We start from the raw sequence: 16,515 nt of genomic DNA on the forward strand, positions 1-16,515 counted from the left end.
TAACCAAAGTCCCCAAAGTCGTCGGAGGAGGGGAAACTGTTTGACTGCGTAGGAGAGACAGACCACTATGTTCGAGAAATCTTCGTGGATTCGCCTGCCGCGGAACGTCGTGGTGGGCCATGGCGTTCTCTCGGAGACGACGGCGGCCATCGACGAACTGCACTTGCACGGGACACCGCTGCTCGTGACGAGTCCGACGCCGAACGAGGTGGCGGGACGGCGCGTCGCGGACCAGTTCGAGGATGCGGGATGGGGCGTCGAAACCGTCGTCATCGAGGAGGCGAGTTTCGAGTCCGTTCAGCGGGTCATCGACGTGGCGAACGAAGTGAGTCCGGGCTATCTCGTGGGTGTGGGCGGCGGGAAAGCCATCGATATCGCCAAGATGGCGAGCGACGAAATCGGGCGGGGCTTCGTCTCGGTTCCGACGGCCGCGAGCCACGACGGTATCGTCAGCGGGCGGGGGTCGGTCCCGGAGGAGGACACGCGCCACAGCGTGGCCGCCGAACCGCCGCTGGCGGTCGTGGCGGACACGGAAATCATCGCCGACGCGCCGTGGGAACTCACGACCGCGGGGTGTGCCGACATCATCAGCAACTACACGGCGGTCGAGGACTGGCGGCTGGCACAGCGGCTGCAGAACGTGGAATTCCACGAGTACGCCGCGACGCTTGCGGAGATGACGGCCGAGATGCTGGTGGACAACGCCGACACCATTCGGCCCGGACTGGAGGAGTCCTCGTGGGTCGTGGTGAAGGCGCTCGTCTCCTCGGGCGTGGCGATGAGCATCGCCGACTCCTCGCGTCCGGCCAGCGGAGCGGAACACCTGTTCTCGCACCAACTCGACCGCATCGCGCCGGGGGCGGCGCTGCACGGCCATCAGGTCGGCGTCGGGTCCATCATCACGGAGTACCTCCACGGCGGCGACTGGCGCGGTATCCGCGACGCCCTCGCGACCATCGGCGCGCCGACGACGGCCGACGAACTCGGCATCGACGCGGAGACGGTGGTCGAAGCGCTCACGACGGCCCACGAGATACGCGACCGGTACACCATCCTCGGAAACGGGATGAGTCGGGCCGCCGCGTACGAGGCGGCGGAGACGACGAAAGTTATCTGAATAGTTCGAAGTGGATTCCGAACGGATGGGGCATCAATTTCCGAACCGTTTGCGGGTATCACAGAGTCGATACGAGTGGGGGCCTGACGAGATATGTCGGGAATATCGGTAGCGTTTCGAGAACGTATCGGCCGCGTTTTCGTAACCGTCTCCGATTACGTGCCGGACGTTTTGACTGGGATTGGCAACAACATTGAATACCCTCGCGTAACTGATTTCGCGTGGTGGTATCGAAAACAGATGAGTTCCATCGTTGAGATTTCGATATCCGCCGACGAGTTTGCACTCGGCCGCGCGTTGCAGGCGGCACCAGAGGTGCAAATCGAACTCGAACGTGTCGTCCCGGTTGGGATGTCTAGATTTCCCTTCTTCTGGGCACGCGGTGGCGATATCTGTCGGTTCGAAGCGGCGGCACGCGCCGAACCGGCGATCAACGCGCTCACGAGGATCGACACGCTGACTGACAATACGCTGTTCCACGCACAGTGGAACGACGAGAGTACGAACCTCGTCCACGGAGTCGAAGAAGCCAACGCGACTATCGTGGAAGCGAATGGAACGGTGAACGACTGGACGTTTCATCTCCGGTTCCCGGCACAAGAAGGAATGTCCTCGTTCCAGACGTTCTGTCAACACGAGGGAGTTCCAATAGAGGTCGAGCGAGTGTACTCCATGCAGGAACGAGCGGTTCACGACTCCGCGGGTGTCACGCCAGCACAGCGGGAAACGCTCATCACTGCCTACGAGGGAGGATACTTCGAACGACCGCGTGGAATCACGCGTGAAGAGTTAGCCGACGAACTGGGAATCTCTCCACAGGCCGTCGGTGGTCGTCTTCGACGCGGATATGCCAATCTCATCGCCGGACTACTCCGTCCGATGGATGGATAGACGTTGAATCAGCAACGCACTTAAGTGTGTTTCGTGGGAAACATGTGGTCTCAACTACTTCGCGCCACATCGTTTCCATGTGATTGGACGTTCGGAAATGGGGCCGACGATGCGAGACGAAATCGTTCGGTCAGCGGGTATCGAGTGTTGTAAGTATACGACGCTCTCGACCCGACCCACGAGTGCCGACCGTGGCCGTGTGGGAAACCGGTCGGAACGATGACTCCCGGACACCGACGTCGCCCGCCCCACGTCGGAACCCGCCCGTCCAGCGACCCGGAGACTACGAATGAGTGAGTACCAAATTCTCGTCGTCGATGACGAACAGCCGATTGCCGACCTGTTTACCCGCTGGCTCGAGGACGAGTACGACGTTCGAACCGCCTACAGCGGCGCGGAAGCGATAGCGATGCTCGACGGCTCTCCCGATATCGTCCTCCTCGATAGAGACATGCCCGAGACGAGCGGTGACGACGTTTTAGAGGCGATTCGAGCCAGGAACATCGACTGTCGGGTCGGAATGGTGACGGCGGTCGAGCCGGATTTCGACGTGCTCGAATTAGGATACGACACCTACGTCGTCAAGCCGATTACAGGACCGGACGAACTGTACGACGTCGTAGAGAGCCTCCGCCGTCGGGCGACGTACTCGACCGACGTTCAACAGCTCCTCGCGTTGTCGTCGAAGCGTGCGACCCTCGAAGCGCGAATCGCCGAGAGTGAACTGGCCCGACACGAGGAGTACCAGACGCTCGTATCGGAGATACGACACTTGAAGCGGTCGCTTTCGACGACGCTCGACGGGATGGACGACGCGGAGTTGGACATGGAACTGACCGACAGCAGAGTCGCTCCCGAGCAGACGTAAGGCGCGAAAAAATCTATTCTGATGCGGGTTTAGCTGATGTCCGCCCGTTCGAAGCGCCAGTAGCCGAGGGCGACGGGAACGACCAACCAGAGCGCGAGCAACGCGAGCGCGAACCAGCCTTCGAGGTAGAAGGGAACGGTTCCGTTGACGAGTTGCGCGTACGGACTCGCTCCGCTCGGGTTGGACAGGAAGTTCGCCGCGACGCTGTAGGCGTTCTTCGGATTGATTATCTGGAGGAGGAAGTACCACGGCGGGAGTCCGTCCGCCACGTTCGGCATCGCGCCCTTGGCGAGGTAGTAGACGCCGAGGGGAACGATGTCCCAGACGAGTTCGAAGAGGAAGTACAGGCCGACGGCACCCGCCATCGCACGCGAGCGGGTGGACGCCATCGCCGAGAACCCGATGGCGATGCCGACGAACACGATTCCGAAGATGAACGTCGTGACTCCCTGTACGAGGAAGTCCGACACGGGGAACGAGCCGAACTGAACCGCGAGGACGATGGCCCCGGCGATGAACGCGATGACGGTGGCGACTCCGACGACGAGGGAGCGGCCGACGAGTTTGCCGACCAGCACGTCCCGACGGGTGTGGGGCAGGCCGAGCAACAGCTTGATGCTCCCCGATTCGCGCTCACCGGCGATGGCGAGGTACGCGACGACGAGCGCCGCGAGCGGAACGAGGAGCGTCGCGGGGGAACTGAGGAATCCGATGGCCTGTTTCGCGGTGAACTCGTCGGTCAACGAGCCGACGGCGAACATCGTCCCCGCGGTTGCGAGCACGAACAGCACCGTGATACCCCACAGCATCTTCGAGCGGGCGGCGTCCTCGAAATCCTTGCGCGCGACGACGGCCCAGCTCATGCTTGGGCCTCCGATTCGATCCGCTGACCCTGAGAACCGGTCGTGTAGGCCTCGAAGAGGTCTTCGAGCGAGGATTCTTTGGTCCTGATGTCGGCAACCGTCGCGCCCGCCTGCTCGACGGCGTTGATGACCTTCGCCTTGGAACCCGCGTCGGAGTACGTGACGTGAATCTCGTTCCCGTCGACGGACATGTCCGTGACGCCCTCGATGCTCTCCAATTCGACGTTCGGGACGGTGTCGACCGTCAGCACCATCGTAGCACCGGTTCCGACCGCATCCCGGAGGCCGTCGATGGTATCGACGGTGACGAGTTGGCCCTTGTTCATGATGGCCACGCGGTCACAGACCGCCTCGACCTGACTGAGGATGTGGCTGGAGAAGAACACGGCCGTGCCGCGGTCGGCCTCCCGCTGGATGATTTGGCGCATCTCGCGGACGCCGTGCGGGTCGAGTCCCGAGGAGGGTTCGTCCAGTATCAGGAGGTCGGGGTCGCCGACGAGCGCCATGCCGAGGACGAGACGCTGGCGCATCCCTTTGGAGTAGCCGCCTGCCGAGCGCGACGCGTCGTCCGCCGAGAGACCGACGCGTTCGAGGATGTCGTCCGCGTCCTCGTTCGTGCCCTTGGAGTCGATGGCGAACTGGATGTGCTTTCGCCCCGAGAGCCGACCGTAGAGGTCGGTCGCGTCGGGCAGAATGCCAATCCGCTCGTGGATCGCCTGCGTCTCTGTCTGTGCGTCGTAGCCAAGGACCGTCGCCGTCCCGTCGGTCGGGCGAATGTAGTCCATCAGCATGTTGATAGTGGTCGATTTCCCGCATCCGTTGGGACCGAGGAAGCCGAAGACTTCTCCCTCGTTTACTTGGAGGTTGAGATCACGGACCGCGACTACGTCACCGAACCGCTTGGTGAGACCAGTCGTTTGTATGGCGGCCATAACGCCCATATATTCCTTAGGGTAGTTAAAAGTATGTTGGCACGACATATCATGGCATAATAGGTCAGCCGAGGTCCGCGCGCTCGAACCGCCAGTAACCGAGAACGAGCGGGACGACGAGCCACGCGGCGAGGATGACCAGCATGAACCACTTCTCCAGGAAGAACGGCACCGTCGCGTTCTGGCCGATGACGCGGAAGTAGTAGAGTTGCTGGTCGGTGAACACGAGGTCCGCGGCGCGTTGGAACGCGTACGGCGGGCTGACGAGGTAGACGAACTCGTAAATCTGTGCGGAAAGGTGCACGCCGAGCGTGTCGTCGGCGAGGAATCGAAGCGCCCGAGACGGCGAAATCGCCGGGACCGTCCAGAGGACGTTGAACACGAAGAAGACGCCGACCGAACTGGCCATCGCCCGCGACCGTGACGCACACGCCGCCGAGAGACCGACCGCGATGGCGATGTACGTCACGGCGAAGAAGAGGAACAACAGGAAGAACTGCGCGAGAACCGCGATATCGACCGATGCGAGGAGAATCGACCCCTCGACGGCCGCGATGACGAACGCTAACGCGAGACCGACCGCGACGACGGCCGACCGACCGACGAACTTCCCGATAACGAGGTCGAGGCGCGTGTTCGGGAGTCCGAGGAGGAATTTGATGCTCCCGGACTCGCGTTCGCCCGCGATGGCGAGATAGGCGATGATAAGCGCACTGATGGGGATGATGAAGATGCCGACGAGCGCGAGGAGTCGGAGCACGTTCGTCATGCTCACGTCCGAGGGTGCGACGTAGACCGTGAGCGCGAGCAGCGCGACGTACAGGCCGATGAGCGCCCACAGGCCCTTCGAGCGTCGGGAGTCGATGAAATCCTTTCTCGCCACCGACATCCAACTCATGCGGTGACCTCCATACGAGCGTCGGGTTCGTCCTCGGGTTCGTCACCCGTCGTGTAGGTGGTAAACAGCTCTTCGAGCGAGGCTTCCTCCGATTTGATGTCGGTGACGGTCGTCGCGGCGTCCACGCGCTTGACGACCTGCGGTTTCGTCACGGGGTCGGAAAACGACACGCGGAGCATCGACTCCTCGACGGACACCTCGGACACGCCGTCGATGGCGGTCAGGTCGAGGCCCGTCGGCACGCGCTCGACGGAGAGGAGGAGTTGCGAACGGGAGCCGGTCAGTTCCCGAAGTCGCTCGACGGTGTTCTGTGCGACGAGCTCGCCGTCGTTCATGATTCCGACGCGGTCACAGACCGCATCGACTTCGGAGAGGATGTGGCTGGAGAAGAACACGGCCGTGCCGCGGTCGGCCTCCTCGCGGAGCAGTTCGCGCATCTCCGCGATGCCGTGCGGGTCGAGTCCCGAGGAGGGTTCGTCCAGTATCAGGAGGTCGGGGTCGCCGACCAGCGCGGCGGCCAACGCGAGGCGCTGTGTCATCCCTTTCGAGTAGCCGCCCACCTTCCGGTCGGCGTCCTCCTGTGACAGCCCAACGCGGTCGATGAGCACCGCTGGGTCGTTGGTCGCGTCCTTCGCATCGATGGCGAATTCGAGGTGTTCGCGCGCCGTCAGCCGGTCGTAGAGCCGATACCCGTCGGGGAGAATGCCGATTCGGTCGCGGATGGTTCGGGATTCGTCCTGTGCGTCGTAGCCGAGGACCGTCGCCGTTCCGTCGCTGGGGCGCATGAAATCCAACAGCATGTTGATGGTGGTTGATTTCCCCGCTCCGTTGGGACCGAGGAAACCGAATATTTCGCCCTCCTCGACCGTCAAGTCGAGGTTTCGAACCGCGACGACATCGCCGAATCGCTTGGTGAGGGACTTCGTTTCGATGGCGGCCATGGCGGGACTTTCGATGCTGTGCACAAAAGTTTTCTCCTGATTGACAGCTACCAACGTGTTCAATGGTATCACGCGACAGTGACGCGAAAGGATTTTGCATCGCGGCGTCCGTCCTTCCCGAATGACATCGACCGCAATCCGTCCAGCGCGGCCCGCCGACGCCGCCGGTATTCGGCGCGTCGCCCGCGAATCGTGGCACGCCGCCTACGACGACATCATCGGGGCGGAGACCGTGGACGACACCATCGACCGCTGGTACGACCCAGACCGACTCCGCGAGAGCGCGCGGCGACCGAGCCACGAGTTCTTCGTCGCCGAGCGCGACCGACTCGTCGGGTTCGTCCAGGTCGCGCGCGACGCCGAGGAGGAAGAAGAGGGAGGGACCTTCGAACTCGTGCGCATCTACGTCGTTTCGGACGAGTGGGGGTCGGGACTGGGAACCCGCTTGCTCACCCGCGCCGAGCGGCGGTTGGAAGACCGGGACGCCGACCGACTTCGATTGACCGTCCTCGCCGACAACGAGGTCGGCGTGGGATTCTACGAGTCCCGCGGCTTCGAGCGCACCGAAGAGCGAGACGATGCGGCGCTCGGCGTGACGGAGTTCGTGTACGAAAAGGAGTTGTGAACGGCTATCCGACCGCGCTTAGACGTACCGCTCCAAGAACTCGGCCGTCTTTGTGTACGCCTCGATGCGGTTCTCCAGTTTCGAGAAGCCGTGGCCCTCGTCGGGGAAGACGAGCTTTTCGACCGGGACGCCCTGTTCGGCGGCTTCCTCGGCTATCTGCTCGGCCTCGCCCACGGGGACGCGCGGGTCGTTCTCCCCGTGGAGGACGAGCAGTGGCGCTTCGATTTCGTGGATGTTGTTGATGGGACTGATGGACTCCAGGAAGTCGCGGTCGTCTTCGAGCGAACCGTACTCGGCCTCGCGGAGTTCGCGCCGCCAGTCGCCCGTGTTTTCGAGGAACGTGACGAAGTTGGCGATGCCGACGACGTCCACCCCGGCGGCCCACAGGTCGGGATACTCCGTCAGCGCCGCGAGGACCATGAACCCGCCGTAGGAGCCGCCCATGGCGACGATTCGGTCGGGGTCCACGGCGCGCTGGTCGTGTAACCACTCGACACCGGCCTCGACGTCGGCGACCGAATCCATCCGCTTTTCGACGTCGTCCAGATGGGTGTACTCCGTGCCGTAGCCTGACGAACCGCGGACGTTCGGCTCGAAGTAGGCGTACCCGCGGTTCAGGAAGTACTGTTTGACCGGGTTGAACGACGGACGACGCTGGCTCTCCGGACCGCCGTGGATGTCCACGATGACGGGGGTTTCGCCCGCGCTCGCGTCCTCCGGCACGGAGAAGAACGCGGGAATCGAACGGCCGTCGAAGCTCTCGAAGTGAACGAGTTTCGGGCGGACGAACGAGTCAGTCGGGAGTCCCGCCGTCGATGCGTCGGTCCAGCGCTCCGCCTCGCCCGTTTCCGTCTCGACGACGTAGACGTTGGTCGTGCTCGCGCTGCCGGTGACGGAGATTGCGAATCGCTCCGCGTCGGGGCCGAAACTGACGCCCCCCGCGATGCCGTGCGGCAGGTTGGGCGTCGGGAACTCGCGGATGGTCGTCTCGCCGGTCAACTCGCCGACCGTGAGTTCCGTGTACCCGTCCTCGTTGCGCGAATAGACGAGTCGTCCCGTGTCCTCGTCCAGCGCACAGCCGTCCACGTTCCAGCTCCCGCCCTCCTCGACGAGTTCGATATCGTAGGTGTCGAGGTCGAGGCGGGCGAGATACATCGTGTCCGCCCCCTCGTCGGTGACGAGGTAGAGCGCGTCGCCGTCCGGCCCCCAGTTGATGCCCTGATACCGAACGTTCCCCTCGTGCGGCGTGACGTGTTCGATGTCGCCGGATTCGATGTCGAGGACGTACAGGTCCCGGTCGAACGAGGAGTGGGATTCGACCACGACGAGGCGGTCGTCGTCGGGACCCCATCCGGCGAGCGAGAGCCACCCGTCGCCCTCGTACACCATCTCGGCGTCGTCTCCGGTCCCCGTGCGGTCCTGTACGTACACGTCGAAGACGGCGTTGTCCCGCCGGTTCGACGCGAACGCGAACTGCGACCCGTCGGAGTTCCAACCACCCCATCTGTGTTTCGCGTCGGGCATCGCCGTGAGGGGAGTGATGGTTTCGCCGTCGCCGTCGAGACGGAACAGTTGCTGGCGTTCGTTTCCGCCCTCGTCCATCCCGAAGGCAAGTTCGTCGCGCTCGGGGGACCACGAGACGAACGTCACGCGCTCGTCGTAGAACGTCGATTGCTGGGGCCACGTGCGGGGGGCGTCCAACTGCCACACCTGCGGGACGCCGGTCGTGTTCAACAGGAAACTCAGACGCTCCCCCGTCGGGCCGAACGACGCGCCGTACGCGCTTCGAACGTTCAGATAGCGTTCGAAATCGTAGGATGTCATCGTCGGTCGGTTTTCCCGCTGACGGGATAGAGCTTTGGTCGTCGATACCACCCGACGTTAGTGAACAACTTGCAATTAAAAGATAAAATACACCTCATCGTACTTAAAGAATGGAGATACAAAGGCACAGACTTTGGACGACCGATAGCTTGATTTGTAGTACGTTTCGTGATATAGTATGGATACGACATCTCAAAATTCTCACAGTGACTCCGATTTGATACGGAAATTCTCATTCGATAGCACTGAAACCGACAGTGTCGTCGTTGCTGTCAGCGCGGCCGTTTCGGAGGTTACTGGGACGCCGATGGAGGAGATGCCGCCACTCCAAGAGACGCTCGACTGCGACGCGCTCGAATCCCTCTTTAGCTCGTTCGATATAGACGATATCGGGGAGATAGGACAGGTCCAGTTCCCGTTTCACGGGTGCACGGTGCGGATCGATACGACCGGAACGATCCAAGTGTTCGACGGTAATCGACGATTTACCGCCGACGGCACCGGGTGCTAACACCGTGGAGGGTGAACCGGAACTGCTCTCGGTGGACGAGTTCGAGGACGAACTCGGAAAACTGCTCGAAACGAGCGCGCGGAACGGAATCGATTTCGACCGGTCGTGGACGTTCCGCCTCCCGAACGATGACCTCCCCGACATAATGGTCGAAATCACGAGTCTACAGAAGCCCACCTCCGATTCTGAAGAGCGGTAATGGCGGCGTTCGAGGGGTAAAGTTGTCGTTTCCATAGGGTAGCCTGTATATAACAAAAACCCCTGCGTGAGAGGCGCGGATACCATGCAAACAGAGAAACGACGCGTCCTCGCGGTCGCTATCGCCTGCCTGTGTATCATCGGAAGCGGTGGCGTCGTCGCCACGACGCACGGAAACGCAACTGACGGTCAACGGACGGGGACGATGACACACGAGCAACGAGCGAAAACGACGACGCACGACCGAACGGGGACGCACGACGAACGGGCGGGAACGGAGACGCCGAACGAGACGGTACAGGTCGAGTTCGTCAACAACTCGACGGTCGTGATTCACGGCGCGGCCGAGCGCGTCGGCATCGGAACGACGTGGTACGCGCCGGACGGCGTTGCGACGTCGTACTTCGAGTACGGCCCGCTGAACGGGACCACGCGCATCGCCGTGCCGGTGCAGGGTAGCGAAACCACGATAACCTACGTCACGGTGTACGACGACGACCGCGCGACGCCGATGCTGACGAAGCAACCCCCGACCGCGGCGAACACGACGACGGAGACATGCCGCGGCGAATCGGTCGCGTGAGTGCGTGCGTCGATGTCGTAACGACGACCCGACGGTACGACGACCCGCGATAAACCTCGATTCGCCGCGCGGTCGCCGTGCGGGAATGGTCGGATTTGTTCGCGCCAACGAGCAAGTAACAGCCGATTGAGTCGCTGGCAGCGCGGAAACCGCATCGTCCGGCGTCCGGTCGCCGCCGGTGGGTTCGGCCGCACGTTTGTCAGTCGATAAACTGTTTACGAAATCGGGACATCGAGCGATACGGGGTAAACGGAGTCGCTGATTTATGCGGTATCTCGGCGTCTACGCACCGACAGGGTGGGAGGAATGAATACGACACAGACACGGGAGCGCACCGACCGGGCACGGTCGCGGGCGTTCTCAGAACAGGAGGTGTACGACGCGGTGAAGAACCTACGCAGGCGCTACGTTCTCTACTCGCTCAACCGGCAGCGCGGTTCCGTCGAGTTGGGAGAACTCGCCGAACAGATAGCGGCGTGGGAGAACAACATTTCTCGGGAGGAGGTGTCCCCGGAACAGAGAAAATCGGTGTACAGCGCGCTGTATCAGACCCATCTTCCGAAGTTGGAGAACATCGGTATCGTCAGCTACGACCGGGATTCGAAGCAGGTGTCGTTTACCGACGGCGCACGGGATTTCGAGTTGTATCTCGCGACGGACTCCCAGACGACGGTTCCGTGGCACAAACTGTACGTCGCGCTCTCGGCGGTCGGCGCGCTATTGCTCGCGCTCGGATGGTTCGAACTCGTCCCCGCTTCGGGGTTCCAACTCGCGACCTTCGTCCTCGTCGCGTTCGGCATGACAGCCACGGCGCACTTCTACGACCGTCACTGTTGGCAGCAGCGGTTTCAGGGTGCGACCCCGGACCTCGCCGTCGAGTTCGGCGACGACGGCCGGTTCCTGTGAATCCTCGGCGACCGTTCAGGGGATTTTCACTATCGGCGCGCAGATGAAAGAAGACTTTTACTTTCTCGTTTCGTGGCGAGGAGTATGCGCGTCGCGTTCGTCGCAGAAGTGACGGCTCAACACGATGACACGGGGAGAACCCGCCGACTTAGACGTCTCGCAGAACTGCTCGCGAATCGCGGCCACGACGTCACGGTCTTCTGTGCCCAGTGGTGGGACGGCGACCACGAAACGTTCGAACAGGACGGGGTGGTGTATAACGCGGTGACGACCGACCCGCCGGGGCAGAGTCCGTCGCGGCGCTTCGCGCTCTCGCTCCCCGGCGCGCTCCGTCGTTCGAAACCCGACGTGATCCACGCGGCCGCGGTTCCGAAACACGTCCTCGCGGCGAAGACGGCGAGCAAACTCGCGCGCGCACCGCTCGTCGTGGACTGGTACGAGTCGCCGTCTGAAATCGAGAGCACCTCGAAGTCGCTCCGGATGGCGGCGCGGGCACCGGACGAAGTTATCACACCGTCCGAGACGATACGGACCCGCGTCCGGGAGTTAGGAGCGGACGGCGGCGACGTGCGGGTGATTCCGAACAGCATCGACATGGACGCCATCCGGGACGCGCGGGTGGTCGACGGTGCCAACATCGTCTACTCGCGCCGCCTCGACGAGGACGCCAACGTCGAGAGCCTCTTTCTGGCGCTGGCCGAACTCCGCGATAAGGGCTGGCACGCCGTCATCATCGGCGACGGCCCCGAACGCGAGGGGTACGAGCGACAGGCCGCCGACCTCCGAATCGACGACCGCGTGGAGTTCACGGGGGCACAGCCGGTCGAGAAACGGATTCCGGTGTTTCGCGGCGCGCACGTCTACGTCCAGACCGCGCGGCGCGAGGCGTTCCCGACGGACCTGTTGCGCGCGCTGGCGTGTGGCTGTGCGGGTGTCGTCGAATATCACGTCGAATCGAGCGCCCACGAGTTGGTCGAACAGGAAGAACGCACCTTCCGAACGACGAGCGAGCAGGAACTCACCGACGCGCTTCGGGCGGCCGCCGACCTCCCGCGGATGACGGAAAACGAGGAGTTCGAGCGCTACGACAACGACCCCGTGTTGGAGCGGTATCTCGACTGTTACCGCGACGTGCAGGATTCGTTCGGATTCTTCTAGAGTCAGCTTCGTCCGCGAGAGGCCGTCGATACGGGCGAGGAACGCCGTGCTCCGTCGGTGACGGTCTACAGAGTGAACGAAACCCGTACTACCGACTACTGTTGGAGTCGGAGCGGTGACGATGGGTATATCCGATATCGATACCCTCCGGAGGAGAATTCAAACCGATGCCACCCGTACCGGCGGACAACGCATGGCGACCAAACTCGAAACCGAACGACTCACGCGAGTCGTCGGCGGGGACCGAATCGTCGATGGCGTTTCCATCTCGGTATCCGAGGGGGACGTACTCGCGGTGCTCGGTCCATCCGGGTCGGGGAAATCCTCGCTCCTTCGGCTCCTCAACCGGCTCGACGAACCGACCGACGGAACCGTGTTTCTCGACGGGACGGATTACCGCGACCTTCCGCCCCGGGAAGTCCGTCGCCGAATCGGCATCGTCCCCCAGTCGCCCGCGCTGCGGGACGGGACGGTCTTCGAGAACGTGACCATCGGCCCGCGGCTTCGCGGCGAGACGGTCGCGGACGGAACCGTCGAAGAATTGCTGGGACGGATGAACCTCGACGGCTACGCCGACCGGGACGTGGCGGACCTGTCGGGCGGCGAGGCACAGCGCGTCGCCATCGCTCGGACGCTCGTCACCGAACCCGAGGTGCTCCTACTCGACGAGCCGACGTCGAGCCTCGATTCGTCGTCCGAGGAACGGGTCGAAGCGCTCCTCGAAGGACTCGTCCGCGAGACCGACCTGACGACGGTCCTCGTCACACACGACGAGTCACAAGCGCGTCGGCTGGCGGACCGCGTGGCGCTGCTCGAAGACGGGCGGCTCGAATCGGTCGGAACCGTGTCGGAGGTGATGGCGTGAGCTTTTTCGACCAGTTCGGAAACCCGGACGTGCTCCGGGGACTCGGACAGGTCGCCGTCGCGTCGGCGTTGGCGCTCGTCGTCCTCGTCGTCTCGGCGGTCCGAAACCTCGACCTCGAAACGGAACTCGGGCGGTCGTTCGTCCGCGGGTTCGTGCAGGTGATAGCGATGGGGTCAGTCATCGGCGTGCTCTTCTCGGTGAGCCTCGCGTGGAGCGGGCTGGTGCTCGTGGCGATGATGGGAATCGCCGCGTGGATTTCGAAGGACCGCGGCGAGGGCGTTCCGGGCGTCTTCCGCGTCTCGCTCGTCGGCATCGCGTTCGGGTCGGGACTCGTCATCGTCACGATGGTCGCCGCGGGCGCGATAGAGGCGACCGTCCGGAACCTGATACCGGTCGGCGGGATGGTCATCGCGAACGCCATGAAGACCAACTCGCTCGCGCTCGACCGGTTCAAGGGAGAGATAGAATCGAACCGCGCGGAAATCGAGGCCGTCCTCGCGCTGGGCGTCGCCCCGGAGAACGTCGTCTCCGAGTACGTGACGACGAGCGTGCGGGCGTCGCTGATTCCGATGGTGGAGTCGCTGAAGAGCCTCGGACTCGTCTACATCCCCGGCATGATGTCCGGGATGATTCTGGCGGGCGCGAACCCCATCTATGCCGCGGAGTACCAGTTCGTCATCATGGCGATGCTGTTCGCCGCCGGGGGACTGACGAGCATGGCGAGCACCCTGCTCGTCGGTCGCTACGCGTTCACCGAGGCCGAACAGCTGAAACCGTTCGACGGGGGAGAGCCGAGCGCGGGATAGCGTCGCCGTCTACTCCTTGCGGTCCGCGTTGGCCGCCTCGACGGCGCGGACGGCGGCGACGTTCTCCGGCACGTCGTGCACTCGAACGATGTCCGCCCCGCGTTCGGCGGCGATGGTCGTCCCGGCGACCGTCGCGGCCGTTCGGTCCTCGCCCGAGATGGGTTCGAACATGGATTTGTGCGAGTGGCCGATGAGGACGGGACACTCGAGCGCGTGCAGTTCGCCCGTCCGACCGAGGAGTTCGAAACTCTCCGCGGGGGCCTTGCCGAAGCCGAGTCCGGGGTCGACGATTATCTTGCTTCGGTCGAGTCCGGCCTTCTCGGCGAGCAGGACGCGCTCTTCCAGTTCCGCGATGACGTCCTCGACTACGTCGTCGTATTCGACCGTGTGCTCCGGAACCACCGGCGCGTCGAGGCTGTGCATGACGACCAACGGCGCGTCGTACTCCGCCGCGACGAAGCGCATCTCGGGGTCCTCCAACCCGGATACGTCGTTCAGAATGTCCGCGCCCGCTTCCAGCGCGGCGCGGGCGACTTCGGCCTTGCGAGTATCGACGGAAATCATCGCATCGAGGTCGCCGATTCGCTCGATGACGGGAACGATGCGTTCTATCTCCTCCGCGTTCGATACTTCCTCCGCGCCGGGGCGCGTGCTCTCGCCGCCGATGTCGATGACGTCCGCTCCCGCCTCGACCATCCGCTTCGCGCGGTCGATGGCGTCCTCGCGTGCCTCGTACTGCCCGCCGTCGTAGAAGCTGTCCGGCGTCACGTTGAGGATACCCATCACGGCGGTTCGACCCTCCCACGGGTAGCCGTGGTCGCGGCCGTCTCCGTCCCCGTCGGCGTCCGACCGCCGGATACCGAGCGTCTCCCGGAGGTCGTCGGCGAAGAGCGACAGACCGTATGGTCCGTCGTCGAGCGCCTCCGCGAGCCGTCTGTACTGGGTCAGCGTGCCCATCAACAGCACGTCGATGTTCTCGTCGTCCCGGTCTTTGAGTCCGGAGCGAGCACACTCGCCGCCGAGGGCGAGCATCTCCTCTTTGATGCGCCGTGCCTGTCGGGTCTGGACGCGGGTTTTGACGACGCGGTGAACCGCTTTCCCGCGGGTTCTGACGCTCTCGGTATGCGCCACGTGGGTGGTTTCCAGCGCCTCGCGCGCGTCGTCCATATCGGCGATTTGCTTCGGAATCTCGGCCCGCGTCCAACGGGTCCGCGCCTCCGCCACGGCGAACAGCGACCCGACGACGAGGACGAAATCGTCCTCGTCGGCCGCCGCGAGCGCGCTCTCGAGCGCGCTCTCGACCGAGCGGATTCGTTCGACGTGCTCCACGCCGCTGTCCTCGAACACCCGCGCGATGACCGCTTCGTCCTCCGCGCGGTCGATGTTCGCGTGGGTGGCGACGACGTGATCGGGCGTCGGGAGTGCGTTCGCCATCCCTTCGACGTCCTTGTCGTGCATCGCGCCGAAAACGAAGTGGAGGTCGTCGTAATCGAACTCCGCGATGGTGTCGGCGAGGGCGGCACACGCACCGGGGTTGTGCGCCCCGTCAAGCGCGACGAGCGGGTCCGTCCCCATCACTTCGAACCGGCCGGGCCAGAATCCCTTTCGAAGCCCGCGGGCGAGGTCGGTGTCGGTCACGTCGGCGACCTGCCGGGCGAGCACCGCGGCGATCCCCGCGTTTTGGGCCTGATACTCGCCGAGCAGCGGAATCGAGGTTTCGAGGGACCAGTCCGGACCCGACAGCGAGATGGCCGCCTCGGTGTGATTCGTCCGTCCTTCGTAGGTCGCCCGCACGTCGCTGTCCTCGCCGTCGCCGACGACGAGCACGTCGCCCGCCTGTTTTCGAACCGCGTCGAGGGCGTCCCCCGTCGCGCCGGTGACGAGGGGCGCGTCCTCTGGCGCGACGTGCGCCTTGTCCGTGGCGATTTCCTCGACCGTCTCGCCGATGATGCCCGTGTGTTCGAGCGTGACGCTGGTGACCGCCGAGGCGACGGGGTCCACGACGCTCGTCGCGTCGTACCGCCCGCCGATGCCGACTTCGAGGACGGCGACGTCCACGTCCTCGCGTCCGAAGTACCAGAGCGCCAGCGCGGTCATCCCCTCGAAGAACGTCGGCGAGTTGCCGTGGGTCGCCCGTTCGGTCACGTACTCCGAGACGGCTTCGACGTACTCGACCATCGCCGCCTCGGTGATTGTACGCCCGTCGACCGTGATTCGCTCACGAACGTCGTCGAAGTGCGGCGACGTGTACAGCCCGACCGACAGTCCCGCTTCGCGGAGGACTTGCTCCGTCATCCGGGCCGTGCTGCCCTTGCCGTTCGACCCCGCGACCTGCACGAACCGAACCCCGTCGTGCGGGTCGCCGAGGTGCGCGAGGAGGTCCGCGGTGGAGTCCGTCCCCGGCTTCGGACGGAACCGCCGCAAGTCGAAAAGAAAGTTCGCCGCCTCGTGGTAGTCCATGTCTGTGAGGACAGAAGCCGTGCGCTTTAGATTGTCGGAGTCGGAGGGCGTCGAACCGATCGGCACGCC

General features: G+C 63.8%; 17 protein-coding genes. 11 read left to right on the forward strand and 6 right to left on the reverse strand.

Annotated features, from left to right (window positions below; all coding sequences use genetic code 11):
- The first annotated feature begins 67 nt into the window (after positions 1–67).
- The 3 genes from V5735_RS08190 (at position 68) to V5735_RS08200 (ending at position 2,876) form a co-directional block, all read left to right on the forward strand.
- Entirely contained in the window at positions 68–1,117 is a 1,050-nt protein-coding gene (locus V5735_RS08190; RefSeq protein WP_423745912.1) for an NAD(P)-dependent glycerol-1-phosphate dehydrogenase, read from the forward strand.
- A 240-nt stretch (positions 1,118–1,357) separates the two neighbouring features.
- The gene (locus V5735_RS08195; RefSeq protein WP_423745913.1) at positions 1,358–2,008 is read left to right on the forward strand and encodes a helix-turn-helix domain-containing protein; all 651 of its coding nucleotides are present in this window, start codon (positions 1,358–1,360) and stop codon (positions 2,006–2,008) included.
- Positions 2,009–2,297: 289 nt separating this feature from the next.
- Positions 2,298–2,876 carry a response regulator transcription factor gene (locus V5735_RS08200; protein WP_423745914.1) on the forward strand — a complete coding sequence of 193 codons (579 nt, stop codon included), beginning with the start codon at positions 2,298–2,300 and terminating at the stop codon, positions 2,874–2,876.
- 29 nt (positions 2,877–2,905) lie between these two features.
- Here the strand turns inward: V5735_RS08200 and V5735_RS08205 are convergent, their stop codons facing one another.
- The 4 genes from V5735_RS08205 to V5735_RS08220 all read right to left on the reverse strand — a co-directional run bounded on the left by V5735_RS08205 (position 2,906) and on the right by V5735_RS08220 (position 6,510).
- Positions 2,906–3,739 carry an ABC transporter permease gene (locus V5735_RS08205; protein ID WP_423745915.1) on the reverse strand — a complete coding sequence of 278 codons (834 nt, stop codon included), beginning with the start codon at positions 3,737–3,739 and terminating at the stop codon, positions 2,906–2,908.
- Positions 3,736–4,671: an ABC transporter ATP-binding protein gene (locus V5735_RS08210; protein ID WP_423745916.1), complete on the reverse strand. Its 936-nt coding sequence runs from the start codon at positions 4,669–4,671 to the stop codon at positions 3,736–3,738. The genes V5735_RS08205 and V5735_RS08210 overlap by 4 nt, the downstream gene beginning before the upstream one ends.
- A 64-nt stretch (positions 4,672–4,735) precedes the next feature.
- Positions 4,736–5,569 (reverse strand): ABC transporter permease subunit, encoded by an 834-nt coding sequence (locus V5735_RS08215; protein ID WP_423745917.1) that lies wholly within the window; start codon positions 5,567–5,569, stop codon positions 4,736–4,738.
- On the reverse strand, positions 5,566–6,510 hold the full coding sequence (locus V5735_RS08220) for an ABC transporter ATP-binding protein (protein ID WP_007979421.1): 945 nt from the start codon (positions 6,508–6,510) through the stop codon (positions 5,566–5,568). Before V5735_RS08220 ends, V5735_RS08215 begins: the two co-directional genes overlap by 4 nt.
- Before the next feature lie 121 nt (positions 6,511–6,631).
- Here V5735_RS08220 and V5735_RS08225 point away from each other — a divergent pair, with 121 nt between their 5' ends.
- The gene (locus V5735_RS08225; RefSeq protein WP_423745918.1) at positions 6,632–7,135 is read left to right on the forward strand and encodes an N-acetyltransferase family protein; all 504 of its coding nucleotides are present in this window, start codon (positions 6,632–6,634) and stop codon (positions 7,133–7,135) included.
- 18 nt (positions 7,136–7,153) lie between these two features.
- Here the strand turns inward: V5735_RS08225 and V5735_RS08230 are convergent, their stop codons facing one another.
- Positions 7,154–8,959 (reverse strand): S9 family peptidase, encoded by a 1,806-nt coding sequence (locus V5735_RS08230; protein WP_423745919.1) that lies wholly within the window; start codon positions 8,957–8,959, stop codon positions 7,154–7,156.
- Positions 8,960–9,266: 307 nt separating this feature from the next.
- On the opposite strand from V5735_RS08230, the gene V5735_RS08235 reads away from it, so the two are divergent.
- The 7 genes from V5735_RS08235 to V5735_RS08265 all read left to right on the forward strand — a co-directional run bounded on the left by V5735_RS08235 (position 9,267) and on the right by V5735_RS08265 (position 13,986).
- Positions 9,267–9,470 carry a HalOD1 output domain-containing protein gene (locus V5735_RS08235; protein ID WP_423745920.1) on the forward strand — a complete coding sequence of 68 codons (204 nt, stop codon included), beginning with the start codon at positions 9,267–9,269 and terminating at the stop codon, positions 9,468–9,470.
- Between the two features lie 4 nt (positions 9,471–9,474).
- On the forward strand, positions 9,475–9,669 hold the full coding sequence (locus tag V5735_RS08240; protein ID WP_423745921.1) for a hypothetical protein: 195 nt from the start codon (positions 9,475–9,477) through the stop codon (positions 9,667–9,669).
- Between the two features lie 84 nt (positions 9,670–9,753).
- Positions 9,754–10,251, forward strand: a complete 498-nt coding sequence (locus V5735_RS08245; protein WP_423745922.1) for a hypothetical protein — start codon at positions 9,754–9,756, stop codon at positions 10,249–10,251.
- A 306-nt stretch (positions 10,252–10,557) separates the two neighbouring features.
- A complete protein-coding gene (locus V5735_RS08250; RefSeq protein WP_423745923.1) occupies positions 10,558–11,157 on the forward strand; it encodes a DUF7344 domain-containing protein in 600 nt (199 codons plus the stop codon).
- A gap of 84 nt (positions 11,158–11,241) precedes the next feature.
- The gene (locus V5735_RS08255) at positions 11,242–12,315 is read left to right on the forward strand and encodes a glycosyltransferase (RefSeq protein WP_423745924.1); all 1,074 of its coding nucleotides are present in this window, start codon (positions 11,242–11,244) and stop codon (positions 12,313–12,315) included.
- A gap of 193 nt (positions 12,316–12,508) precedes the next feature.
- The gene (locus tag V5735_RS08260; protein ID WP_423745925.1) at positions 12,509–13,180 is read left to right on the forward strand and encodes an ABC transporter ATP-binding protein; all 672 of its coding nucleotides are present in this window, start codon (positions 12,509–12,511) and stop codon (positions 13,178–13,180) included.
- Entirely contained in the window at positions 13,177–13,986 is an 810-nt protein-coding gene (locus tag V5735_RS08265) for an ABC transporter permease (protein ID WP_423745926.1), read from the forward strand. The genes V5735_RS08260 and V5735_RS08265 overlap by 4 nt, the downstream gene beginning before the upstream one ends.
- A 9-nt stretch (positions 13,987–13,995) precedes the next feature.
- Here V5735_RS08265 and folP read toward each other — a convergent pair whose 3' ends face one another.
- Complete coding sequence (gene folP / locus V5735_RS08270) at positions 13,996–16,446, reverse strand: dihydropteroate synthase (RefSeq protein WP_423745927.1); 2,451 nt, start codon at positions 16,444–16,446, stop codon at positions 13,996–13,998.
- Positions 16,447–16,515 lie beyond the last annotated feature (69 nt).

This window comes from Haladaptatus sp. SPP-AMP-3, from assembly GCF_049568665.1.
GTDB classification, from domain to species: domain Archaea; phylum Halobacteriota; class Halobacteria; order Halobacteriales; family Haladaptataceae; genus Haladaptatus; species Haladaptatus paucihalophilus.